We start from the raw sequence: 23,062 nt of genomic DNA, 5'->3' as shown, positions 1-23,062 counted from the left end.
CGAACGTGCGCAGCGGCAGGAGTTGCTGCGCACGTTCGGTTGCGTCCGCAAGCTCTACAACCTCGCCCTGGACGCCAGGACCCGCGCGTGGTTCACAGAGCAACGCCGGGTGAACTACACCGAGACCTCCGCGATGCTGACCGCGTGGAAGAAGACCGACGAGTGGTCGCGTCCTCTTCCGGAGGGTGCGGAGCCGTCCACGGTGACCGTGTCGCGAGACGCGGCTGACCGGTGGTTCGTGTCCCTCCTGGTGGAAACGTCGGTTGAGCAGCACGACCTGAGCGACACCGCCGTGGGTGTGGACGCGGGCATCAGCTCGCTGGCCACGCTGTCGACCGGCGGGAAGATCACCAACCCCAAGCACGAGAACCGGGACCGGACCCGTCTGGCGAAGGCCCGGCGGGAACTTGCCCGCAAACAAAAGGGCTCGAACAACCGGGACAAGGCCCGTCGGAAGGTCGCCCGGGGCCATGCGCGGATCACCGACCGGCGCCGGGACCACCTGCACAAGGTCACCACTCGACTCGTGCGCGAGAACCAAACGGTCGTGATCGAAGACCTTCAGGTGCGCAACATGCTCCGTAACGGCACGCTCAACGTCCGCACGTGGACGTGCTCCGGCTGCAACACGGCCCACGACCGGGACGTCAACGCCGCGAAGAACATTCCGGCCGCCGGGCTGGCGGTATCGGCCTGTGGAGCCGGTGTAAGACCTCAACGGGAGACCTCCCGGACGGGCAGTCGGCTGAGAAGCAGGAACATTCCGGCGCGAGCCGGAAGGGAATTCCCGCCCTTCACGGCGGGGAGTAGTCAAGATCCCAGCTTTCCGGGGTTGAGGATGCGGGCGGGGTCGAACGCGCTCTTGATCCGCCGCAGCAGCGCCACTTGCTCGGGACCGATGCGGTCGGCGAGGTAGGGCAGCTTCGCGGCGCCGACGCCGTGCTCGCCGGTGATGGTGCCGCCCAGCTCCACCGCGGCGGCGAAGATCTCGGCGAACGCCTTGTGCGCGCGGTCGACGGCACCGGCGTCGTCGGGGTCCAGCACGCAGGTCGGGTGCAGGTTTCCGTCCCCGGCGTGGCCGAAGGTCGCGATCATCAGCTCGTGGCGGGCCGCGATCGCGTCGATGCGGTCGACCATCTCGGCCAGCTTCGGCCGGGGCACGGTCGCGTCCTCCAGGATGGTCAGCGAGTTCAGCCGCGACAGCGCGGGCAGCGAGCAGCGGCGGGCAGCCAGCAGGGCCTCGGACCGCGCGACGTCCTCGGCCAGCGTCACCTCCAGCGCACCTGCCGACGTGCATACCTCGGCCATCCGCGCCAGGTTGCCCGCCACCACGTCGTCGGTGCCGTCGTCACCGAACAGCAGCAGCGCTCCCGCGTCCGTGCGCAGGCCGAGCGCGGCGAACTCCTCCACGGCGGCAACGCACTTCTGGTCGAGGAACTCCAGCGTCGCGGGCACCAGACCCGCCGAGATGACGGCGGTGACGGCCCGGCAGGCGTCGGCGAGCGAGTCGAAGTAGGCCACTCCGGTCCCGCTGCCCGCCGGGGCGGGCAGCAGCGCCACGGTGACCTCGGTGATCACCGCGAGCGTGCCTTCCGATCCGGTGAGCAGGCGGGTCAGGTCGTAGCCCGCCACGTCCTTCCACAGCCGTCCTCCGGTGCGGACGACCTCGCCGGTCGGCAGCACGGCGGTGAGGCCGAGGACGTAGTTGCGGGTGACGCCGTACTTCAGCCCGCGCAGGCCGCCGGCGCAGGTCGCGACGTTGCCGCCCACTGTGGACGCGGTGCGGCTGCCCGGGTCGGGGGCGTAGAGCAGACCTCGCGCGCCCGCCGCGTCGGCGAGCCGGGCGGTGGTCACACCCGGCTCGACGCGCGCCAGCAGTTCTTCCCGGCTGATCTCCAGGATCCGGTTCAGGCGGGTGAGCACGAGCACGATGCCGCCGCGCTCGGCGACGGTGGCGGCGCAGAGGTTGGTCCCGGCACCGCGCGGTGTCACCGGGATGCCGCGCTCGGTCGCGAGCTCGAGCACCTCGGCGACTTCCGCCGTCGTGGCGGGGAAGACGACAGCGTCGGGTTCGGCGTGGAACAGCGGCGTGGCGTCGCGCGCGTAGGGCGCCAGCTCTCCCGGCTCGACGCGCACGTGCTCGGCCCCGACGATGGACGCCAGCGCGTCGGCGTCCTTCTTCGGCAGCGCCATCAGCTCACCATCCAACCCAGGACCGGCGTGGACTGCAGGTAGACGAGCAGGCAGATCAGGACGAGCAGGCCCAGGCTCCAGCCGACGACCCGGCGGAACAGCTCGCCTTCGCGGCCCTCGATCCCCACCACGGCCGCGGCGATCGCCAGGTTCTGCGGCGAGACCATCTTGCCGAGCACGCCGCCGGAGCTGTTCCCCGCGGCCAGCAGCTGCGCCGAGAGCCCCGTCTGCTGCGCGGCGGTGAGCTGGAGCAGGCCGAACAGCGAGTTCGACGAGGTGTCGGATCCGGTGACGGCCACGCCGAGCCAGCCGACCACCGGCGACAGCAGCGCGAACACGCTGCCCGCCTGGGCCAGGAAGAGTCCGAGGGTGATGGTCTGCCCGGAGAAGTTCATGACGTAGGCCAGCGCGAGCACGGCCATCACGGTGAGGATCGTCCAGCGGAACTGCGCGAAAGTCGCCCCGTACGCGCGCAGCGCCCGCATCGGGCCGACGCGGTAGAGCACCGCGGTGAGCACACCGACGAGCAGCAGGACGGTCCCGCCGTTGAGCAGCTCGAACTTGAAGGCGGTAGCCGACAGGGCTTCTCCTGCGCTGTCCACCACGTGCAGGCCCGGCCACTGCCACTTCCAGGTCGCGTGGTCGGCCAGCCAGTCCGACACCGGCCCGGAAGTCGTGATGGCGAACAGCACGACCACGATCAGGTAAGGCGCGAAGGACAGCAGGGCCGAGCCCCGCGAGGGGCGCTCGGCCGCCGGCTCGCCGGCGGCCGCGTCCCCGCCCCCGCCGGAGGAGACCAGCGCGGTGTGCTTCTGCGGCTGCCACACCCGCAGCACCACGATCGCGGCGAGCGCGCCCGCGAAGGCGGCGATGATGTCGGCGATCTGGTAGGAGATGTAGTTCGCGCTCACGAACTGGGCGACGCCGAAGGCCACGCCGGTCGCGAGCGCGACGGGCCAGGTCTGGCGCAGGCCGCGGCGCCCGTCGACCATGAACACCAGGACCAGCGGTACGACGGCGGCCAGCACCGGCGTCTGGCGGCCGACCACCGCACCCACCTCCGCCGGGTCCAGGCCCGTGATCTCGCCGAGGGTCGTGATCGGCACGCCGATCGCGCCGAAGGCGACCGGTGCGGTGTTGGCCACCAGGGCGACGCCGGCGGCCTTGATCGGCTGGAGGCCGAGGGCGATCAGCATGGCCGCCGACACCGCGACCGGGGTGCCGAAGCCGGCCAGCGCCTCCAGCAGCGCACCGAAGCAGAACGCGATGATCACCGCCTGGACGCGCTGGTCGCCGGAGAGCGTGCCGAAGGCTCGGCGCAGCACGTCGTCCCACCCGGTCAGCTCGGTGAGCTTGTAGATCCAGATGGCGTTGAGCACGATCCACAGGATCGGCATGAAGCCGAACGCCGCCCCCTCGGTGCCGGCCAGCACGGCCTGCCCGAGCGGCATGCCGTAGACGGCGAGCGCGACCGCCAGCGACACCGCGAGCGCGACCAGGGAAGCCTTCCACGCCTTCCACCGCAGGCCGCCGAGCAGCGCGAACAGCGTCAGGAGGGGTAATGCCGCGAACAGCGCGCTCCATCCGAGGGAATCCCAGAACGGGGCGTAGTTCTGCTCGTAGACCTGCATCGGCCCTCCCGTCGTCGCTGACCCGAGTGGCTTGGCTCACGTATCGTTGTCAGACAATGGGACACCGACGCGGGCCTGTCAACGCCGGGATGTCAACAGTTGTGCGACGATGGCGGTGGATCGATAAGGAGGCACGATGGCGCGGCGGGCGTTCACCACGCTGTCCACGGTCTCGGTCGTGGACGCCCTGGTGGCCTCCCTGCGCGACCGGGTCCTGGACGGCCAGATCCAGGCGGGCACCACGCTGGCCGAGAACGAGGTCGCCGCCGAGTACGGCGTCTCGCGACCCACCGCCAAGAGCGCGATCTCCACGTTGGTCTACCAGGGACTGCTGCAGCGCGAGGCCAACAAGCCCGCGACCGTGCCGCGGCTGGGGATCGGCGACATCAACGACCTCTTCCTCGTGCGCACCCCGCTGGAGCTGGAGGTCGTGCGGGGGCTGACCGGGGTGGACGGCGGCGTGCTGGAGGAGGCCGAGCGCGCGGTGGCCGACCTCGACCGCCTGCGGCCGTCGGCGTCGCACAGCACGTTCGTCGAGGCCGACCTGCGGTTCCACCAGATCCTGGTCGACGCGATCGGCAGCCCCCGGCTCAGCAGGCTCTACCGGACGATCCAGGGCGAGATCCACCTCTGCATGGTCCAGACGCGCCTGACGCTGGGCCGCGAGCGCATCGCCACCGAGCACCGCGCGGTGCTGGACGCGCTGCGCGACGGCGAGGCCGAGGCGGCCGTGCGGTGCATGCGCGAGCACCTCGACGGCGCGCACGACTCGCTGCGGCGCCACTTCAGCGCGGCCGGCTGATCCGGTGCGGGCGGGTGCCCGCCCGCACCGGACGATCAGGCGGGCAGCCGTTCCCCGGTGGACGCGGAGAACGCGTGGACGTGCTCGGGCTGGACGTGCAGCCGGATCTTGCGGCCCTTCTCCGGTGCGTCGCCGGGGTCCGCGCGCGCGATGATCCCGGTGGGCTCGTGGGCGGTGGTGCAGTGCACGTAGGCGTCCGGGCCGAGCTGCTCGACGAGGTCGACCGCCACCTCGAACCCGTCGTCCACCGTCCCGGGGCGGACCGCTTCGGGCCGGAAGCCGATGACGACCTCGCCATCACCGGCCGCGGCGGTCCGGGTCGCCCTGGGCAGCGGCACCTCGACGTCGCCGAGGCGAGCGCCCACATCGGTCAGCGCGCAGCGGAGGAGGTTCATGCCGGGGGAGCCGACGAATCCCGCCACGAACGCGTTGGCCGGGCGCTCGTACAGCTCGCGCGGGGGAGCGCACTGCTGGAGCACGCCCCCGTCCAGCACCGCCACCCGGTCGCCCATGGTCATGGCCTCCACCTGGTCGTGGGTGACGTAGACCGTGGTGACGCCCAAACGCCGTTGCAGCGCGGCGATCTGCGTGCGGGTGGACACCCGCAGCTTGGCGTCCAGGTTGGACAGCGGCTCGTCCATCAGGAACACCCGCGGTTCCCGCACGATGGCGCGTCCCATCGCGACCCGCTGCCGCTGGCCGCCGGAGAGCGCCCTGGGCTTGCGGTCCAGGTAGCCGCTGAGGTCCAGCAGCTCGGCGGCGTCGGCGACCCGGCGCCGGATCTCGTGCTCGGGCGTTCCGGCGATCTTCAGCGCGAAACCCATGTTCTGGGACACGGTCATGTGCGGGTAGAGCGCGTAGTTCTGGAACACCATCGCGATGTCGCGGTCCTTCGGGGACAGTCCGGTGACGTCGCGGTCGCCGATGCGGACCGCGCCGGAGTCGACCTCCTCCAGACCGGCCAGCATTCGCAGGCTGGTGGACTTGCCGCATCCGGACGGGCCCACCAGCACCAGGAACTCGCCGTCGGCGATCTCCAGGTCGAGCCCGTCCACGGCGGGACGGTCCGCGCCACCGTAGTGCCGCGTCACCTCTTCGTAGGCGACGGTCGCCATGTTCTCCGACCTCCTCGATCGTTGTCCGGTGGGGCTGTCAGACCTGGAGCCAGACCGTGGTGTCCGGCGGCAGCAGCCCGTCGTCCAGCGCTCCGCTGGCGAGCAGGACACCGTTGTGCGGCGGCAACTGCGCGGGTTGGCCGGAGACGTTGGTGACGCAGCGGAATCCGGGCGTCCGCCGGAACGACAGCACCCCTTCTCCGGTGTCCTCCCAGTGCAGGTCGCCCTCGCCGAGAGCGGGGTGCTCGCGGCGGATGCGCAGCGCCGAGCGGTAGAGCTCGAGCATTGAGTTCGGGTCGCCCTGCTGGGCCTGTGCGGTGAGGTCCTTCCACGACTCCGGCTGCGGAAGCCACGGCTGCGCCGGACCGCCGTCCGCGCTGAAACCGAACGGCGGACGCAGGCCCGACCACGGGATCGGCACCCGGCAACCGTCCCGGCCCCGCTCGGTGCGCCCGGACCGCTCCCACGTCGGGTCCTGCAGCAGTTCCTCGGGCAGGTCCTCGACTTCCGGCAGCCCGAGCTCCTCGCCCTGGTAGACGTAGGCGCCACCGGGCAACGAGAGCATCAGCAGCGCGGCCGCCCGCGCCCGCCGCGTGCCGAGCTCCAGGTCGAGCGACCCGTGCGGCCGGAAGAGCATCCCGGGTCGCCAGTCCACCGGCGGACGCCCGTAGCGCGTGACGTGGCGGACGACGTCGTGATTGGACAGCACCCAGGTCGCGGGGGCGCCGACGCCGCCCAGGGTGGCGGTCGTGCGGTCGACGACTTCGCGCAGCCGGGCGGCGTCCCAGGGGCATTGCAGGAAGTCGAAGTTGAAGGCGGTGTGCAGGCCGCCCTCGCGCACGTAGTGGGCCAGCCGGTGCGGGGTGTCGGTCCACGCCTCGGCGACGAACTTGCGTTCTCCGGGATAGGAGTCGGCGATGCGCCGCCAGCCGCGGTAGATCTCGTGCACCTCGTCGCGGTCCCAGTGCGGGTGCTCGCCGTCGGGGTAGACGTAGCCGGAGCCCTGCGGGGCCAGCGCGTCCGGCAGCTCGGGGTCCTTGACCAGCCCGTGCGCCACGTCGATGCGGAACCCGTCGACGCCGCGGTCGAACCAGAACCGCAGGATCGACTCGAACTCCTCGCGCACCTGCGGATTCGCCCAGTTCAGGTCCGGCTGCTGCGGGGCGAACAGGTGCAGGTACCACTCGCCGGGGCTGCCGTCGGGCTCGGCCACCCGCGTCCACGCGGGCCCGCCGAAGTTGGAGATCCAGTTGTTCGGCGGCTGCTCACCGCCGGGTCCGCGACCGGGGCGGAAGACGTAGCGCTGCCGCTCGGGGCTGCCGGGGCCCGCGGCCAGCGCCGCCCGGAACCACTCGTGCTGGTCGGAGGTGTGGTTGGGGACGATGTCGGGGATGACCCGGATGCCGTGCCGGTGGGCCTCCTCGATGAGCCGCTCGGCGTCGGCCAGGGTGCCGAAGCGGGGGTCGATGTCGCGGAAGTCGGCGACGTCGTAGCCCGCGTCGGCCTGGGGCGAGACGTACCACGGGTTGATCCAGATCGCGTCGACGCCGAGATCGCGCAGGTACGGCAACCGGGACCGGATGCCCGCGATGTCGCCCATCCCGTCGCCGTCGCCGTCGGCGAAGCTGCGGATGTAGACCTGGTAGATCACCGCGTCGCGCCACCACGGCGCGGTGGCCTCGCCGGTGGGAACGGTCTGGGGCTGCTGCATTCGAGTTTCTCCCTCTGCTGCGGGAATTGCCGGCCGGTTACTTGACGCCGCCCGCGGTGAGGCCCGCGACGATTCGGCGCTGGAAGAGGAGCACTGCGACCACGAGCGGGACGGTGACCACGACGCCGGCGGCCATCTGGGTGCCGAAGGGCTGCTCGAAACCCTGCGCGCCGGTGAACTTGGAGATCGCGACGGTGACCGTCTGCATGTCCTGCTCGTTGACCACCGACAGCGCGATGATGAACTCGTTCCAGGACATGATGAAGGTGAGGATGGCGGTGGTGAACACGCCCGGAGCGGCCAGCGGCACGATGACCCTGCGGAACGCCTGCGCCGGTGTGCAGCCGTCGATCATGGCCGCCTGCTCGAGCTCCACCGGCATCTGCCGGAAGAACGTCGTCAGGTTCCACACCGCCAGTGGCAGCGCGAAGGACATGCTCGGCGCGATCATCGACTGGTAGCTGTTGATCCAGCCCAGTTCGGTGAACAGCCCGAGCAGCGGGACCACCAGCGAGATGCCGGGGAACATGCTGCACGCGATGATCAGGGCCAGAACCAGCGACTTCCCGCGGAACTCCAGCCGTGCCAGCGCGTAGGCCGCCGAGACCCCGACGACCAGTGTCAGCAGCGTTGTGCATCCGGCCACGACGAGGCTGTTGAGCAGTGCGCGCCCGAAGCCGGTGCCGGGCTCGAACACCGCGAGGAAGCTCTCGAACGACCAGACGCGCGGCACCGGGAAGTTGTCGAACTGGTCCGACGGCCGCCGAAACGCGGTGACCACCATCCAGTAGAAGGGGGCCAGGCAGTAGATCACGATGGCGGCGATGCCCGCGGTGGGCAGCCAGCGCTTCCACGCGGCACTCCGCGAGTGCCTGCGGTCGGGCCGCGGCGCGCTCATGCGACCACCGCCTCGCGGGAGCGGACCCGCCGGGAGCGCAGCTGCGAGCGCGCCTCCCCGACGACGTCGGTGCCCAGCAGCCGGACGAGGGCGAAGGCCACCAGCGCGACGTAGAGGAACATGATCGTGGCGTAGGCCGCGGCCGCGCCGTAGCGGACGTTGGTCGCCTCCTGCCAGGCGAGCATCGACAGCGTCTCCACCGACTGCTTCTGCTGTCCTACCAGGACGAAGGGCAGGTCGAACATGCGCAGCGCGTCCAGCACCCGGAACAGCACCGCGACCAGCAGTGCCGGTTTCACCAGCGGCAGCGTGATGTGCAGGAACCGGCGCCAGCCGCCCGCTCCGTCCACCACGGCGGCCTCGTAGACCTCGCCGGGGATCACCTGCAGCCCCGCCAAGGTCAGCAGCCCGACGAACGGCGCGGTCTTCCACACCTCGGCGATGATCACCGCGAGCTGCGCCTGCGGTCCGTCGGCGCTCCAGACGACCTGCTGGCCCAGAACCTCGTTGGCAATCCCGTCCGGCGCGAAGATCCACCGCCAGAGCAGGCCGGACACCGCGGTCGGGATCGCCCAGGGAACCAGGATGCTGGCGCGTACCAGCGCCCGTCCCCGGAAGGCGCGGTGCATGACCAGCGCCATCGCCATACCCAGGACCACTTCCAGCACGACCGTGGTGGTTGTGAACATCGTCGTGTTCCACACCGCGTTCCAGAACCTCGGCGCACCCTCACCCGCGATGGCGTCGAAGTAGTGGCCGAGCCCGTTGAACTTCTCGCCTTCGACGACGAAGCCCTCGGCGTCGAGCTCGTCGTTCTCGGTGAAGAAGGACTGGCGCAGCGCCGAAAGCAGCGGGTAGAACACCACCAGGCCGAGGACCAGCAGCGTGGGCGAGAGCAGGATGCCCGCCAGCCGCGTCGTCGCGGCCGTGAGCGTGCGTTCGCGCCGTTCCCGCCGCCTGCCGTCCTGCCGCCGCACGCCGCCCGAGGTGCGGGTGGCGGTACCGGTCGTCATCGTCGTGCCATCCCTCGCAGCCGGATCCGCCTCGTCGCGGTGCCGGCCGATCACTTCGTGAGTCACAGCTTGATCAGTCCCTCGAGCCGGTTCTGCAGATCTGCCAGCGCCTGCCCGGAAGTCTTGGTGCCCGTCAGCGCGTCGTAGACCTCGTCCTGGATCGCCTGGGTCACCTCGCCGTACTTGACGACGCGGGGCCTCGGCTCGGCCCCGGCGATCGACTCCTTGAGCACCGGCAGGTACGGGTAGCGCTCGCGCAGCGCCGGATCCTCGTAGAGCGAGGCGATGGTGGGGGCCATGGCTCCCTGCGCCAGGTAGTTGCGCTGCTGCTGCTCACTGGCCCGGAACTTGATGAAGTCCAGCGCGGTGGCCTTGTTCCTGCCGTAGGAGGAGATCGCCACGTTGTGGCCGCCGAGGCTGGAGACTCCCGGCCCGGTGAGTCCGGGGAGAGCGGTGACGGCGAACTTGCCCGCGACCGCCGACGATCCGTCGGTCTTGCTCAGCAGCGACCACTGGGAGGGCCACCAGCGGCTGAACACCACCCGGCCTTCCTGGAAGGCGCGGCGTGACTCCGGTTCCTTGAAGGCGATCGACTGCCGCGGGATCACCCCGGAACGCAGCCCGTCCACCAGGAAGTCCAGCGCCTGCCTGGCCTGCGGGGTGTTCACGTCGGGCCTGCCGTCCTCGCCGACGATCTTCCCGCCCGCGCCGTGGACGACTTCGGCGAAGTTCGCGACGAGGCCCTCGTACTTCTCGAACTGCCCGGTGTAGCAGGACATCCCGGCCGCCCGCGGCAGCGCGAGGACGCGCCGGCACGCCTGCTGGAGCTCGGCGAGTGTCGTGGGAGGCGCGACGCCCGCCTCGTCGAGCAGGTCCTTGCGGTAGTAGAGCATCGCACCGTCCGAACTGGCCGGAACGCTGAACAGCCGGCCGCGGTAGAGCGCGGTCTCGACCGGCGGCCCCAGGTACTTCGAGGTGTCGAACTGCTCCTCGGGCAGTTCGGTGATCCAGCGGTTGGCGGCGAACTCCGAGACCCAGACGCTGTCGAGGTCGAGCACGGTGAAGGCATCCGAGCGGGTCTGGGCGTTCTGGATCATCTGCTGGCGTTGCTCGTCACCGGAGGCGGGCAGCTCGATCAGCCGCACCGGTTCGCGGGGGTGCGTCCGGTTCCACTCGGCGACCAGCCTGGGGTTGACGCCGTAGTCGTCCTTGCCGGTGACGAAGGTGATGGGGCCGCGACCTTCGAGCGGCTCGGTGGCCGCGTGCTCGCGATCCCCGGCACCGCAGGCGGCGTTGGGGAGGACGAGCGCGCAGATCATGATCGATACAGAGGTCGCGCGCTTGAACTTCACGTCGATCTCCCTTGATGCGACGGTCACCGAAGGCGGGAGCGCGGCCACCGCGCCGGGCGGCGAGGTGGTCTCGGGGCCGCGAGGTTCGCTTGCCGCGGTCGGGTGCTCCCGTGGTGCGGTCGCGGGGCGGGGAGCGGATCGCGCTCCGTCGGCTCGCTTGCGAACCGCACCAGTTTTTTCGGATGTGAATTAAGTGGGTGGAAACTTAGATGGTGACCGCGACCACGTCAAGGGGTGTGCATCGGCGGTGCCCCGTGGCTCCGCTGGAATCGGGGGTACGACGAGGGAAGGGCCGCTGTGCGCGGGTGCCCCGGCGTTGACCGCCACATGGCGTCGGCTTAGCATTGCCTTTCTTCGTTCTTGTCGAAAGGGGTGCCGGGTGGCCTCGCAGTCGGCCGACCTCCACCGCGCCGCGATCCTCGCCCTGGCGGGGACCGCGGGATCGCTGAGCCGCACCGAGATCGCGCGGCGGCTGGAGCTGAGCCCGGCGTCGGTCACCCAGCTCACCAAGGACCTGATCGAGCGCGGACTGCTCGCGGAACTGGCCGCCGCCCCCTCGCGCGGCGGCCGTCCGGCTCAGCTGCTGGGGCTGGCGGGTACGGCCAGGCACGCCATCGGCGTCAAGGTGACGCCGGATCACCTGGCGATCGCGGACGTGCAGTTGGACGGCACCGTGCGGCGGGTCGAGACCGCGGACTTCGACCCGGGCTCGGCCGACGCCCTCGGAGCGCTCGCGGACGCGATCCTGTCCTTCGCCGGTGACTGCGAGGGCGGTACCGCTTCGCTGCTCGGCGTCGGTCTCGGCGTGCCCGGGGGAGTCAGCGACCGCTGGGAAGGCGTGGTCAACGCCGACATCCTGGGGTGGAACGGGTTGCCGCTCGGTCGGCGCCTGCGTTCGATGCTGGGGCTCCCGGTGCTGGTCGACAACGATGTCAACGCGCTCGCCGTCGCCGAGTGCCTCTACGGTCGGGGCAGGACGCGGCGGAACCTCGTGATCATCACGATCGGGGTCGGCATCGGCGCCGCGATCGTCTCCGGGGGCTCGGTCTACCGCGGTGCGCACGGCGACGCCGGGGAGCTCGGCCACACCCCGTTCGAACTGGACGGTCCCCGTTGCGTGTGCGGCAACAACGGCTGTCTGGAAGCGGTCATCGGAGACCGCGCGCTGGTCGCCCAGGCGCGGCGCGACGGAATCCTCTCGGCCGACCAGGGCATCGCGGCGCTGCACGACGCCGCTGCCGCCGGTGACGCGGGTGCGTCGGCCATCCTGCGGGAGGCGGGGCGCAAGCTCGGCCGCTCGGTCGCCTCCCTGCTCAACGTGATCGACCCGGAGAGCGTGGTCGTCTACGGCGAGGGCATCGCGGGCTGGCGGTACTGGGAACCCGGGTTCGAGCCGGCGCTGCGCGCCCACCTGCCCAGGTCGCGCAACGACGTTCCGGTCGAGGTGGACCGCTGGGACGACCGCAACTGGACGCAGGGGGCCGCCGCGCTGGTCATGTCCGTGCCGCTCGACAGCGCGGAGGCGGGCGGGGACCAGGGCCGTGCCGTGCGCGCGCGGCTCGTGGACGCGCGCGGTGCCGGGGCCGTGGCAAGCGAGTGACGAACGGGAGCGGCGCGTAGCGAGTCGCGCGGAATCTTCCCGAAATCGCCGGGCACCTTGTCGGAAGGAAACCCGCGAGACTGCTCGGGCGATCGACTCAGAGGCGCCACGGGCCTCCGGCGGCGACGAGAAGCGTTGCGGGGCAAACGTTTTCCCCGCTGGCCGAACAGGACGGATGTCGTCCCGGCACAACCAGAGCGGCCCATATGGTGCTCGCACAACGATGACGTCGTATGGCGGACACCTCACTGTGGTCCCCGGCACTCGGCCGGTCGAGCGCAGCGCCGGCCGGGGAGGTTGTGGAAGGGAGTCCGTTCGATGTCAGAGCCAGTGGCCGAGGGGTACCGGAAGGATCTGAGTACCCGGCACATCAACATGATCGCGATCGGTGGTGCGATCGGTGTCGGGTTGTTCCTCGGTTCGGGCAAGGCGCTCAACCAGGTCGGGCCCGGTCTGATCCTCATCTACGCCGTCGCGGGTCTGATGATCTTCTTCGTGATGCGTGCGCTGGGCGAGTTGCTGATGTACCGGCCGGTGAGCGGGTCGTTCGCCGAGTACGCCGGGGAGTTCGTGGGCCCGTGGGCGCGGTTCGCCACCGGGTGGGGCTACTGGCTGGTGTGGATCGTGACCGGCATGGCCGAGATCACCGCGGTGGGCGAGTACTTCCAGTTCTGGTTCCCCCACGTGCCGCAGTGGATTCCCGCGCTGGGCGCGCTGATCGTGCTCTCGGGGGTCAACCTGATCGCGGTCAAGCTCTTCGGCGAGTTCGAGTTCTGGTTCGCCCTGGTCAAGGTCGTGGCGATCGTGGGCCTGATCGTGCTGGCCGCGGCGATCCTGGCGTTCGGGTTCTCCGACGTCGGCGACACCGCGGCGGTGTCGAACCTGTGGGCCCACGGCGGGATGTTCCCCACCGGCTCGACCCAGGCGCTGCTGGCGTTCCAGATCGTGATGTTCGCCTTCATCGGCGTGGAGATGGTCGGCCAGACCGCCAGCGAGAGCGCGAACCCGCAGAAGGTGCTGCCGCGCGCGGTCAACTCCATCATGTGGCGGATCCTGATCTTCTACGTCGGTGCGCTGGCCGCGCTGTGCGCGCTGGTGCCGTGGAACCAGTTCCCCGCCGACGGCAGCCCGTTCGTGCACGCCTTCACCCTGATCGGCATCCCCGCCGCGGCCGGCGTGGTCAACTTCGTGGTCACCACCGCCGCGCTGTCGTCGTGCAACTCCGGGATCTATTCCACCGGGCGGATGCTGCGCACCCTGTCCGAGGACGGCCAGGCCCCGCGGGCGGTGTCCAAGCTCAGCTCCCGGGCGGTGCCCGCGCGGGCGATCGCGGTGACCTTCGTGGCCATGCTCATCGGGGTCGTGCTCAACTACTTCGTGCCCGAGCAGGCCTTCACCTACATCACCAGCGCCTCCACCGTGGGAGCGATCTTCACCTGGGGCATGATCCTCATCGCCCACCTCGGCTACCGCCGCAAGGTCGCCACCGGCACCCTGCCCGAAGGCACCTTCCGCATGCCGCTGGCCCCCTACTCCAACTACGTCGTGCTGGCCTTCCTCGCCCTGGTCGTGGTCCTGCTCGCCTTCGACGCCGAAACCCGCATCGCCCTCTACATCACCCCCGTCCTCGCACTGGCCGCCTTCCTCGGCTACCTCGCCTCTCGCCGCGGGCGTCCCGCGGCGGAGGCGGCCCCGGCCGTCGAACGGACGCCCCGCTGAGTTGCGAGGTTCGACCGTGCGGGAAGAGCGGGCGGATCGCAGGCCGTCGGCCGCGGAGGTCCATGATGGACGGACCTGCGTTCCGCCCGCTCACTCCCCTCGCAGTGCAGAGCAGCCGGTGCAACCGCGGTCCGAAGAGGACAGAGGCGTCGAGTGGCTCGTCGCCCGTGCGATAGAGGTGGTTTCGGAGTGCTCCCGCCGTGATCAGCCGCTCCGGCACGACGACGAGACCGATTCCGGGCGACGTGACGGCTGAGTGCCCAGGAGCCGTCCGCTGCGCGGATCACGTGCTGGGGTGGTGCCACCGCAGGCCCAACCGGTCGCCCATGCCGGGGCGTGTCCCCGAGGGCACCAGGACCAGCCGGCTCTCGCCGAACGTGTTCGGGGTGATGGCCACCCCCGCCATGCGCAACCGCACGAGTCCGCGCAGACGTGCGCCGCACCGGGCGTAGAAGCGCAGCTGCGTGCGGCGGCCGAACAGCCGCCAGCCCAGCCGGAGCAGCGGCCCGACGTCCGGCGAAACCCGCGAGAAACCCCTGATGACGAACCACACCACGCCCGTCCGCAGGTTCTTGACCACCTCGTAGCTCAACCTGCCGCGTTCCAGGTGGCCCTCGAGCGTCTCGTACGACCAGCCCCACACGCGTTGCGAGTTCCCGCGGACCTCGTCGGTCACGGCGGTGACCCGGACGCCCATGTGGAAGCGCGCCCCGTGGAAGCGGCCCTCGAGCAGCATGTCGCGACCGAGCAGGGGCGAGCGGCGGTCGTAGACGGCGCGGACGATCTCCGGAGGGGAGAACTCGTAGTCCCGGATGAGTTCGCGGGCGCTCTCCCAGGCACCGCCGGGTGCGGGAGGGCCCGGATGTTCGAGGGCGATGTGGTGGCGGTGCGTGTCGAAGTGCCAGGCCGGCGCGGACACCTCGTCGGCGCTGAAGTTGACCCGGCGGTGCCGCAGTCCGCGCAACGCCGAGGCGTAGTCGACCCCGCCCAGCAGCCGGGAGCGCATCAGGCCCTCATTCGAGCTCGCGCAGCGAGTCACCGATCAGCCACAGGGTCGGGGGCCACAACCCGGTGAACAGCGCGCGGCGCTCGGCGTTGCCGCGCATGCTCTGGTCGACGGTCTTCGCGCGGATCCACAGGCCCAGGCAGAGCACGACCGACATCAGCGACAGGACGTGGAAGTGGGTGCTGCGGAGCCCGACGCGGTGCATCACCCGAACGAGCATGGGGCCTCCCTGTGTCGTCCAGCGCGTGCCGGGGCATGCCACGAGCATCCCCGTTCCGGGGCTCCCGCGCGAAAGGAACGCCGACGTGGCTTACGAGACTCCCGCGACGCGCCGACCGCTCGTGCTGGCGCAGTGGCTCTTCGGCATGGCGCTGGTGTCGTGGCGCTACCTCTGGCAGATCACGCCGCTGCACCGGTCCGAGGAGGCCGGCGATGCCTCGGACCTGCCGCCCGAGCTGCCCGCTGAGCTGGTCGACGAGAACTGCCAGATGCTCGCCGACGGCACGGGACCGCTGTACCACCGGACGTTCAGCGTGCGGATCGTGGACAACGAGCTGGACGCGGCCGGACTCATGGCCGCGGTGATGGCCGACATGAACCAGGCACTTCCGCGCGAGGTGGCGAGGGTGCACCGGACTCGCGGCGAGGGTGAGGCGTTGGGCCTCGGCGACGAGCTCGTGGTCCGCATGCCCGGCCCCTGGAACGCGCCGGTCCGGGTGGTCGCCTGCCGGCCGACCTCGTTCCACCTGCTGACGCTGCGGGGGCACCTGGAGGCCGGCCAGATCGAGTTCCGCGCGAGGCCGGAAGGCGACGGGCTGCGCTTCGAGATCGAAGCCTGGGCGCGGCCGAGCAGCATGCTGGTCCACCTGCTCTACTCCAGGGCTCGGCTGGCCAAGGAGATGCAGCTCAACATGTGGGTGCGGTTCTGCCTGCACGCCGCCTCGGTCGCCCGGGGTCGCGCGGACGACGGCGTGCGCATACGCACCCGCACCAGCGCCGTCACCTCGTGAAGTCGGGCCACGTCCGCGGGCGGGGTGCCCGCGACTCAGCGTCGGGGCGAGCGTTCCCGCTGCTGGGCGGCTTCCCGGGCGGCACGTGCGCGGGCCCGGTGCTTCGCGACGTTGAGGCGGTTGCCGCAGATCTCCGGCTCGCAGTAGCGGCGCCGGCCGCCGCGGCTGGTGTCGACGAAGACGCCGTTGCAGGTGGGGCTGCCGCAACCGCGGAAGCGGTCGTGGCCGAGCACGCGCAGCGTCGAGAGCAGGCCGACGCCTGCGACCAGCGCGACTTCCTCGGCGACTCGTGCGCCAGGCCGTGAGCCGAGGCTCCACTGCCAGCGCCCGTCGGTGTCCTGGCGCAGCCCCGGTCCGTGGGCGACGTCTCGCACGAGGGACTCGACCAGGCCGGTCATCGTGGCGGCGTCGGGTGCCTCGATGGCCTCGCGCAGAGCTGCGCGCACCTCGTGGACTTCCGCGACGTCGTCGGCGGTGGGCGACCGGCCGTCGGCCAGCGCGTCCGGGCGGATGCCGTGCTCGGTGAGGAAGCGGGCCAGCGAGTCCGGGCCGGCGAGCAGGTCGCCGGTGCTCACGGCCACTTCCGGTGCTGTGTTGACCAGCGCGGTCGCGATGCCCGCAGCCCGGACGTAATCGTCTAAGAGTACTTGCACCTCTTACCTCCAGCGGGCTACGGTAACCGTCATAACGAATTATACCCCTGTCGATGCTGCGGGTGTTTCTCATGAGCACGTTCCTGCCGGGCAGATCCATGCCCACGAGCGATCCGGACCCACGTGCCGTCCCGGGCGCGCATCCGCTGGTCGTGCTGGCCGGTCTGCTCCTGCTGGCTGTCAACCTCCGGTCGCCGCTGGCGGGTTATCCGCCGCTGCTGGGGATGGTGGGAAGGGATCTCGCGGCTCCGGCGGGTTTGACCGGTCTCGTGCAGTCCGCGGTGGTGCTGATGATGGCGGCCGGATCCTTCGCGGGCTCGGCGATCGGGGCGCGCTTCGGCCGGGAGCGGGCGCTCGGCGCCGCGGTGGCCCTGGTCGCGGCGGGTGGCCTGGTCAGGGGTGTGCCCTCGCTGGCCTCGCTGACCGCGGGCAGCGTCCTGGTCGGGCTCGGCCTCGGGGTGGCCGGTGTGCTGCTCGCCGGTGTGGTCAAGGACCGGTTGCCCGGCAGGGTCGGCGCGGTGACCGGCGGCTACGTGGTGGCCATGATGCTCGGCTCGACGGTGGCCAGTGCCGCCGCGGTGCCGGTCGCGCGGGTCCTCGGCGGCTGGTCGCTCTCCCTGGCCGCCTGGGCCGTGCCCGCGCTGCTCGCCGTCGTGATGTGGACGGTGCTCGTCCGCCGGATGACTCCCACCCGCACCGGGCGGCCATCGGGTGCTCGACCGTCGTGCGGGCGGTTGCGTCGCTGGGCGGCCTGCTACCAGGGCGGTACGTCGTTGCTCGTCTACGGCTGGTCGACGTGGCTGCCCGCCTACTACGCCTCCCACGGCATCGGGGCGCAGCACGCCGGACTCCTGCTCGCGGCGTGGAGCCTGGCCCACATCCCGGCTGGGCTGCTCGTCCCCGCGCTGGCGGAGCGCCGCAGGCGGTGGCGGTTCTGGTCGACGCTGATGCTGGCCTGCGCGGTGACCGGAACCGTCGGAGCGCTGCTCCTGCCGGTCCCGCCGGTGGTCGGCCCGTGGCCGTGGGTGGTGCTGCTCGGCGCGGCCGGAGGCGCTGGGTTCCCGCTGGGGCTCGCGGTCATCGCCTGGCGGACTCCGGACGCCGGGACGAGTGCGGCCGTCAGCGGGTTCGCCCTCGGAGCCGGCTACCTGGCCGCCGGTCTCGGACCGCTGCTCATGGGCCTGCTGATCGACGCGACCGGCGGCTACTCGGCGGCCATCGCGCTCATGCTCCTCGCCGCCGCGGGCCAAGGGCTGGCGATCGCCCGGATCGGTGAGGTCCGCGGTCCGGCGCGAGGGCCGGAAGCGCGGGCGCCTTCCGCTGGGCTCGGCGTGCGCGCAGCGCGCAGATAGGCCCATGTCGCCGTTTGTCCCGGGTGGACATGGAAAACGGCTCGACGCCGGCGGTCGTGCCGGCGTCGAGCCGTTCGTGGGATGCCGCGGGGGCAGTCGATCAGGCCGGGACCAGGGCGGGCTCGGTCCTGGGCTCGACCACCGGGATGTCGCGTGCGGGGACCTCCCGGGCGGCGGTCCTGCGCCGGGTGCTTCGCTCCAGGCCGCCGGAGACGACGGCCAGCGCGAGGCCGAGCATGGACAGCACCGACCCGACCAGGTTCGGGGCCAGCAGGCCGAGTCCGTGGGCGATCACCAGGCCGCCCGCGTAGGCGCCGATCGAGTTGGCGATGTTGAACGCCGACTGCACGGCGGCCGACACCAGCACCGGCGAACCGCCGGCCTTGGACATGACCATGGTCTGCATGATCGGCGCGACCATGAAGCCGCCCACGCCGATCAGGAAGACCGTCACCGCGGCTGCCACCTTGTCCGACGAGGTGATCGCGAAGGTGCCGAGCACCGCGGCGATGCCGACGAGCGCCGCGTAGAGACCGGGCATCAGGGCCTTGTCGGCGATGCGGCCGCCCAGGTAGTTGCCCAGCGTCATGCCGAGCCCGGCCAGCACCAGCAGCAGCGTCACGCCGGTCGGGGAGTAGCCGGAGACGTCGGTGAGGATCGGGGTCAGGTAGCTCAGGCAGGCGAAGGTCCCGCCGAGGCCGAAGGTGACGATCGCCAGCGCCAGCCACACCTGCGGGCTGCGGAAGGCGGCGAGCTGGCCGCGCACCGAGGCCTGCTGGGGGTCGGGGCGCCCCTGGTCGGGGACGAGGCGGGCGATGGCGGCGACGGCGACCAGGCCGACCGCGGCGACCACGACGAAGGTGGCCCGCCAGCCGAACTGCTGGCCGAGCAGCGTGCCAAGCGGGACGCCGACGACGTTGGCCAGCGTGAGGCCCATGAACATCATCGAGACCGCCTTGGCGCGGTTGCCCTCGCCGGCGAGGCTGGTGGCCACCACCGCGCCGATGCCGAAGAAGGCGCCGTGCGGCAGTCCGACGAGGAAGCGGAACGCCATGCCGATCTCGGCGCTGGGGGAGAGCGCGAAGAGCAGGTTCCCGACGGTGAACAGGCTCATCGTCGAGACGAGCATGGCCTTGCGGGGCAGCCGGGCACCGAGGACGGCCAGGGTCGGCGCACCGATCACCACGCCGAGCGCGTAGCCGGTGATCAGGTGGCCGGCGGTGGGGATGGAGACGCCGAGATCGGCGGCCGCCTGCGGCAGCACGCCCATCATGACGAACTCGGTCGTACCGATGCCGAATGCGCCGAGGGCAAGCGCGAGCAGCGCGAAGGGCACAGTTCTCCTCTCGAGAAGCGGAGTCGGGGTGGCGACGTCGGGGTCCTGGTCGCCGCAGTCGAGACGGGGTGGAGCTCCCCTCGCGCCGGAGGGTCACTCAGCGGTACTGAATCGATCCAGTTCAGACCGTGAAATTGGACAGACGATTTCGGTTCTCGCCCTCATCGGCTGTCCTGTATCCAGTTTCAGGACTCGGCGCGGGCATGTCCAGCTCGACCGGCGTGAGTCCGAACACGGCGAGTAGGCGCGAGACTCCGCTCATCACTCATACGGGTGAGAGGTCCACTGTGGCCGAAGGCGTGCCCTCGTTGCTGTGCGGCTTGGCGGGGGCGCGTGGGGTGGCGCGCACGGCGCCACGGTGATGGCGGCGCGGGTCAGCGCGGCGAGTCCGTGGATGTGTGGCGTACTGCGCCGCGTCGGTGGCGCTCGGCACTTGGGGCGTGCTTGCCGGGTTGGACGCGGCGCTCGATGTCCGGTCGGTCCCCGGTGGATCCCGGTCAGCGGGTCTGCACCGCCGAAGCGTTCGCGGTGGCGGCGAGCCGGGCTTCGAGGCCGTTGAGGATCGTCTGCACCCCGAACTCGAAGCTCTCCGCCTTCAGCTCCTCCTGGTCGCCGGCGCCGAGTTCGGCGATGCGGGCCCGAAGGCGCGGGTACTGCGCCGCGATCCCGTTGGCCCAGGCCGAGGACTCCTCCAGCCGCTCCTGCTCGTCGCCGCCCTCCCGGCGGATCTGCGCCTTCATCGCGACCTCGGTCGAGTCGTTGAGCGCGGTCCCCAGGACGAACGTGAACAGCGCGCGCGGGGATGCCCGCGGAGCAGGTGGACGAGCTCGTGCGGACCGTCACCACGGCGGCGCACCACACGTTCGTCGACGGGATGCACGTGGTGTTCGCCGTCGCCGCAGGGGTCGCCGTCGTCGCCGGCCTGATCGCCCTCTTCATCCGCCGCCCGGAGCCGCAGCCGGAGAACGGCCGGACGCCGGCGCGGGTCTGACCGCGACCGGTTCCACCCACCACTGGAGGAAAAAATGCAGAAGCATGCGCCGCACAACGCCGACGACGTACTGGAGTCGCTGCCCAGGGACCGGCCCTCGGGTTGTCCCTTCGACCCGCCGGAGGGTCTGGCGGAGATCCGCGGGCAGCGCCCGCTCACCAGGCTGGTCTACGGCGACGGGCACGTGGGCTGGCTGGCGACCGGCCACGCGGTCGTCCGCGCGGTTCTGGCCGACCGGCGTTTCAGCTCGCGCTACGAGCTGATGCACTTCCCGGTCGCCATGCCGGGCCTCCCCGCGCAGATCCCGCCGGCTCAGGTCGGGGACATCACCGGGATCGACCCGCCGGAGCACACCCGCTACCGCAAGCTGCTGACGGGCAAGTTCACGGTGCGGCGGATGCGTGCGCTCACCGAGCGGGTCGAGCAGATCACCGCGGAACGCCTGGATGCGATGCAGCGGCTCGGTCCGCCGGTGGATCTGGTCGAGGCCTACGCGCAGCCGATCCCGGCGCTGATGATCTGCGAGCTGCTCGGCGTCCCGTACGACAGGCTCGAGGAGTTCCTGGGCCTGGTGGCGGCTTCCGGAGATCGAGACCTCACGCCGGAGGAGCAGTTCGACGCCTTCGCCAAGATCCAGGAGTTCGTCCGGGAGCTGGTGCCGGCCAAGCGCGCGAAGCCGACCGACGACCTGCTCAGCGACCTGACCACGACCGAGCTCACCGACCAGGAGCTCGCAGGCATCGGTGGGCTGCTGCTGGCCGCCGGGCTGGACACGACGGCGAACATACTGGCGCTGGGCACCTTCGCCCTCCTGCGGAACCCGGAGCAGATCGCGGCGCTGCGCGAGGGCGACGCGGACCGGGCGGTCGAGGAGCTGTTGCGGTACCTGAGCATCGCCCACACCGGCATGCGGTCCGCACTGGAGGACGTGGAGATCGACGGCACGCTGATCAGGGCGGGCGAGACGGTCACGTTGTCGATCCAGGCCGCCAACCGCGACCCCCGGAGGTTCACCGATCCCGACGCGCTGGACCTGCGCCGGCACGCCGCCGGGCACCTGTCCTTCGGTCACGGCATCCACCAGTGCCTCGGTCAGCAGCTCGCCCGGGTGGAGATGCGGGTGGCTTTCCCCGCGCTGTTCAACCGGTTCCCCGGCCTGCGCCTGGCGGTCGCTCCGGAGGAGGTTCCGCTGCGCGGCGACATGAACATCTACGGCGTGCACGGTCTGCCGGTCACCTGGGACGGGGCGTGAGGATGCGCGTCGAGGTGGACCGCGAACGTTGTTGCGGGGCGGGGATGTGCGCTCTGACCGCCCCCGATGTGTTCGACCAGGACGGCGGGGACGGCCGGGTGCTCCTGCTGGACGCCGCGCCGCCCGCCGGTGAGCACGACGCGGCCCGGGAGGCCGCGCAGCTGTGCCCCGCCGGGGCGATCACCGTGCTGGAGTGAGGATGAGCGTGGTTGGCCGGAACACCCCCAGTTCGCTCCGGCCAACCGCGTCGCACCGCTGCTGCCCCCGGAAGTCTTCCGACGCGGCGGGCAGAGTGGCAAGAGCGGTGGGACGTCCCGGACTGTCCGGATCTGTCCGGCCTGCTCGCAGCCCTGTCCGGGACTGCGCGACCGGATCGCCGGAGGTGTCCGCTACTCCTCGAATGGCCGATGTCGCGCCGTGCCGGGCGGACGAGGATATCGGTCGTGGAACACGAGATCTCCCCGCACCAGGCGCGCGACGCCGACGAGTTCATCGCGTTGCTGCGCCGGCTCAAGCAGCGCTCGGACCTGACCTACCGCCAGTTGGAGGAGCGCGCCGCCGCGCGCGGCCAGGTCCTGGCGCGCAGCACGCTGGCCGGTGTGCTCGGCGGCAAGCGGTTGCCGCGTCCGGAGCTGCTGGCGGTCTTCCTGCACGCGTGCGGACGCGGGGACGAAGTACCGGCCTGGCTCCGCGCCCGCGACGTGCTCGCGGAGAGGGAGATGTCCCACAGCGCAGGCGAATCCGTTGCGAGCGCGGAGCCGGTTGCCGGCCCGGACGCCGCACCCGGTGAAGCGGACCAACCGATTGGGGCCGAGCCCCGGCGGTCGTCACCGCGCAGGTACTCGCGCGCCGTCCTCCCGCTCGGGGCGGCCGTCGCCGTCGTGGCCGCCGCCACCGCCGCCTGGATGTTGCTGCCGCCGGACGCACCGGGCGAGAACACCGCGACGACCGGAGCCGCGGTCGGCGGGCCGGCGACAGGTGAACGGGTCCGGTTGCGTCCGGTCGCCGCTCCGCGGCTGTGCCTCACCGACGGGCACGTCCGGGACGGGCGCTACGCGTCGCTGGTCGCGGTGCAGCGGCCGTGCGAGGAGGTCGCGCCGCAGACGACGGTGCTGGAGCCGGTGGGCGGGGACCTGCGCCGAATCCAGTGGCACCACCCGGAGTTCGGCAAGGGCTGCCTCAAGGCGCTGACCGACGGGCCCGCGGCCGGGCTCCTCGAGCCGTGGGACGCCTGCGAGAAGGCGAGCTCGTTCCTCCTCCAGCCCGCCGAGGTCTGGGGCCGCGGCGCGTTCGCGCTCCGCGTGCAGGGTCAGGGGTGCGTCGGGATCGCGGCTTCGGACACGACCGAAGGAGCCGAGGCGGTGGTGGAGCCCTGCACGGGAGCGGAGAACCAGGCGTTCCTCGTCGAGCCCGCGCGCTGACACCGCA

Annotated in this window: 22 protein-coding genes; 10 read left to right on the top strand and 12 right to left on the bottom strand. The window is 71.4% G+C overall.

Going from position 1 to position 23,062, the window contains the following annotated elements:
- Positions 1 to 22 precede the first annotated feature (22 nt).
- The gene (locus SACE_RS36650) at positions 23 to 916 is read left to right on the top strand and encodes an RNA-guided endonuclease InsQ/TnpB family protein (protein ID WP_009950054.1); all 894 of its coding nucleotides are present in this window, start codon (positions 23 to 25) and stop codon (positions 914 to 916) included.
- Here the strand turns inward: SACE_RS36650 and SACE_RS20665 are convergent.
- Positions 811 to 2,193 carry an FAD-binding oxidoreductase gene (locus SACE_RS20665; RefSeq protein WP_009950055.1) on the bottom strand — a complete coding sequence of 461 codons (1,383 nt, stop codon included), beginning with the start codon at positions 2,191 to 2,193 and terminating at the stop codon, positions 811 to 813. The genes SACE_RS36650 and SACE_RS20665 overlap by 106 nt on opposite strands.
- Positions 2,193 to 3,824, bottom strand: a complete 1,632-nt coding sequence (locus SACE_RS20660; protein WP_009950056.1) for an L-lactate permease — start codon at positions 3,822 to 3,824, stop codon at positions 2,193 to 2,195. The genes SACE_RS20665 and SACE_RS20660 overlap by 1 nt, the downstream gene beginning before the upstream one ends.
- Before the next feature lie 136 nt (positions 3,825 to 3,960).
- Here SACE_RS20660 and SACE_RS20655 point away from each other — a divergent pair, with 136 nt between their 5' ends.
- Positions 3,961 to 4,626 carry a GntR family transcriptional regulator gene (locus tag SACE_RS20655; RefSeq protein WP_009950057.1) on the top strand — a complete coding sequence of 222 codons (666 nt, stop codon included), beginning with the start codon at positions 3,961 to 3,963 and terminating at the stop codon, positions 4,624 to 4,626.
- Positions 4,627 to 4,661: 35 nt separating this feature from the next.
- Here SACE_RS20655 and SACE_RS20650 read toward each other — a convergent pair whose 3' ends face one another.
- The 5 genes from SACE_RS20650 to SACE_RS20630 form a co-directional block, all read right to left on the bottom strand.
- Positions 4,662 to 5,741 carry an ABC transporter ATP-binding protein gene (locus tag SACE_RS20650; RefSeq protein WP_009950058.1) on the bottom strand — a complete coding sequence of 360 codons (1,080 nt, stop codon included), beginning with the start codon at positions 5,739 to 5,741 and terminating at the stop codon, positions 4,662 to 4,664.
- A gap of 37 nt (positions 5,742 to 5,778) precedes the next feature.
- Positions 5,779 to 7,452, bottom strand: a complete 1,674-nt coding sequence (locus tag SACE_RS20645; RefSeq protein WP_009950059.1) for a glycoside hydrolase family 13 protein — start codon at positions 7,450 to 7,452, stop codon at positions 5,779 to 5,781.
- 37 nt (positions 7,453 to 7,489) lie between these two features.
- Complete coding sequence (locus tag SACE_RS20640; protein ID WP_009950061.1) at positions 7,490 to 8,350, bottom strand: carbohydrate ABC transporter permease; 861 nt, start codon at positions 8,348 to 8,350, stop codon at positions 7,490 to 7,492.
- Positions 8,347 to 9,363: a carbohydrate ABC transporter permease gene (locus SACE_RS20635; protein WP_011874287.1), complete on the bottom strand. Its 1,017-nt coding sequence runs from the start codon at positions 9,361 to 9,363 to the stop codon at positions 8,347 to 8,349. Before SACE_RS20635 ends, SACE_RS20640 begins: the two co-directional genes overlap by 4 nt.
- Positions 9,364 to 9,425: 62 nt before the next feature.
- On the bottom strand, positions 9,426 to 10,715 hold the full coding sequence (locus tag SACE_RS20630; protein WP_011874286.1) for an ABC transporter substrate-binding protein: 1,290 nt from the start codon (positions 10,713 to 10,715) through the stop codon (positions 9,426 to 9,428).
- A 379-nt stretch (positions 10,716 to 11,094) separates the two neighbouring features.
- Between SACE_RS20630 and SACE_RS20625 the strand changes: the two genes are divergently transcribed.
- On the top strand, positions 11,095 to 12,315 hold the full coding sequence (locus SACE_RS20625) for an ROK family transcriptional regulator (RefSeq protein WP_009950065.1): 1,221 nt from the start codon (positions 11,095 to 11,097) through the stop codon (positions 12,313 to 12,315).
- A 318-nt stretch (positions 12,316 to 12,633) separates the two neighbouring features.
- On the top strand, positions 12,634 to 14,034 hold the full coding sequence (locus SACE_RS20620) for an amino acid permease (RefSeq protein ID WP_011874285.1): 1,401 nt from the start codon (positions 12,634 to 12,636) through the stop codon (positions 14,032 to 14,034).
- Between the two features lie 283 nt (positions 14,035 to 14,317).
- Here SACE_RS20620 and SACE_RS20615 read toward each other — a convergent pair whose 3' ends face one another.
- Complete coding sequence (locus SACE_RS20615; protein ID WP_009950069.1) at positions 14,318 to 15,040, bottom strand: DUF1990 family protein; 723 nt, start codon at positions 15,038 to 15,040, stop codon at positions 14,318 to 14,320.
- 7 nt (positions 15,041 to 15,047) lie between these two features.
- Positions 15,048 to 15,260: a hypothetical protein gene (locus SACE_RS20610; RefSeq protein WP_009950070.1), complete on the bottom strand. Its 213-nt coding sequence runs from the start codon at positions 15,258 to 15,260 to the stop codon at positions 15,048 to 15,050.
- 85 nt (positions 15,261 to 15,345) lie between these two features.
- On the opposite strand from SACE_RS20610, the gene SACE_RS20605 reads away from it, so the two are divergent.
- On the top strand, positions 15,346 to 16,050 hold the full coding sequence (locus SACE_RS20605; protein ID WP_009950072.1) for a DUF1990 family protein: 705 nt from the start codon (positions 15,346 to 15,348) through the stop codon (positions 16,048 to 16,050).
- Between the two features lie 35 nt (positions 16,051 to 16,085).
- On the opposite strand, the gene SACE_RS39390 is transcribed toward SACE_RS20605, so the two are convergent.
- Positions 16,086 to 16,703 carry a CGNR zinc finger domain-containing protein gene (locus tag SACE_RS39390; protein WP_011874284.1) on the bottom strand — a complete coding sequence of 206 codons (618 nt, stop codon included), beginning with the start codon at positions 16,701 to 16,703 and terminating at the stop codon, positions 16,086 to 16,088.
- Positions 16,704 to 16,774: 71 nt separating this feature from the next.
- Between SACE_RS39390 and SACE_RS20595 the strand changes: the two genes are divergently transcribed.
- Entirely contained in the window at positions 16,775 to 18,055 is a 1,281-nt protein-coding gene (locus SACE_RS20595) for an MFS transporter (protein ID WP_231849710.1), read from the top strand.
- A 100-nt stretch (positions 18,056 to 18,155) separates the two neighbouring features.
- Here SACE_RS20595 and SACE_RS20590 read toward each other — a convergent pair whose 3' ends face one another.
- Together SACE_RS20590 and SACE_RS20585 are read right to left on the bottom strand one after the other, a co-directional pair.
- A complete protein-coding gene (locus SACE_RS20590) occupies positions 18,156 to 19,391 on the bottom strand; it encodes an MFS transporter (protein ID WP_009950077.1) in 1,236 nt (411 codons plus the stop codon).
- Between the two features lie 497 nt (positions 19,392 to 19,888).
- On the bottom strand, positions 19,889 to 20,167 hold the full coding sequence (locus SACE_RS20585) for a hypothetical protein (RefSeq protein ID WP_372491184.1): 279 nt from the start codon (positions 20,165 to 20,167) through the stop codon (positions 19,889 to 19,891).
- 26 nt (positions 20,168 to 20,193) lie between these two features.
- On the opposite strand from SACE_RS20585, the gene SACE_RS20580 reads away from it, so the two are divergent.
- From SACE_RS20580 to SACE_RS20565, 4 genes are all read left to right on the top strand, one after another.
- Positions 20,194 to 20,382 carry a hypothetical protein gene (locus tag SACE_RS20580; protein WP_009950079.1) on the top strand — a complete coding sequence of 63 codons (189 nt, stop codon included), beginning with the start codon at positions 20,194 to 20,196 and terminating at the stop codon, positions 20,380 to 20,382.
- Between the two features lie 34 nt (positions 20,383 to 20,416).
- A complete protein-coding gene (locus SACE_RS20575; protein ID WP_009950080.1) occupies positions 20,417 to 21,634 on the top strand; it encodes a cytochrome P450 in 1,218 nt (405 codons plus the stop codon).
- Positions 21,635 to 21,636: 2 nt separating this feature from the next.
- The gene (locus SACE_RS20570) at positions 21,637 to 21,831 is read left to right on the top strand and encodes a ferredoxin (RefSeq protein WP_029622042.1); all 195 of its coding nucleotides are present in this window, start codon (positions 21,637 to 21,639) and stop codon (positions 21,829 to 21,831) included.
- A gap of 246 nt (positions 21,832 to 22,077) precedes the next feature.
- Complete coding sequence (locus SACE_RS20565; protein ID WP_009950082.1) at positions 22,078 to 23,055, top strand: RICIN domain-containing protein; 978 nt, start codon at positions 22,078 to 22,080, stop codon at positions 23,053 to 23,055.
- Positions 23,056 to 23,062 lie beyond the last annotated feature (7 nt).

It is taken from the genome of Saccharopolyspora erythraea NRRL 2338 (genome assembly GCF_000062885.1).
Taxonomy (GTDB): domain Bacteria; phylum Actinomycetota; class Actinomycetes; order Mycobacteriales; family Pseudonocardiaceae; genus Saccharopolyspora_D; species Saccharopolyspora_D erythraea.
The sequence above is the reverse complement of the archived record's forward strand: the minus strand, read 5'-3'. Positions and strand labels throughout refer to the sequence as shown.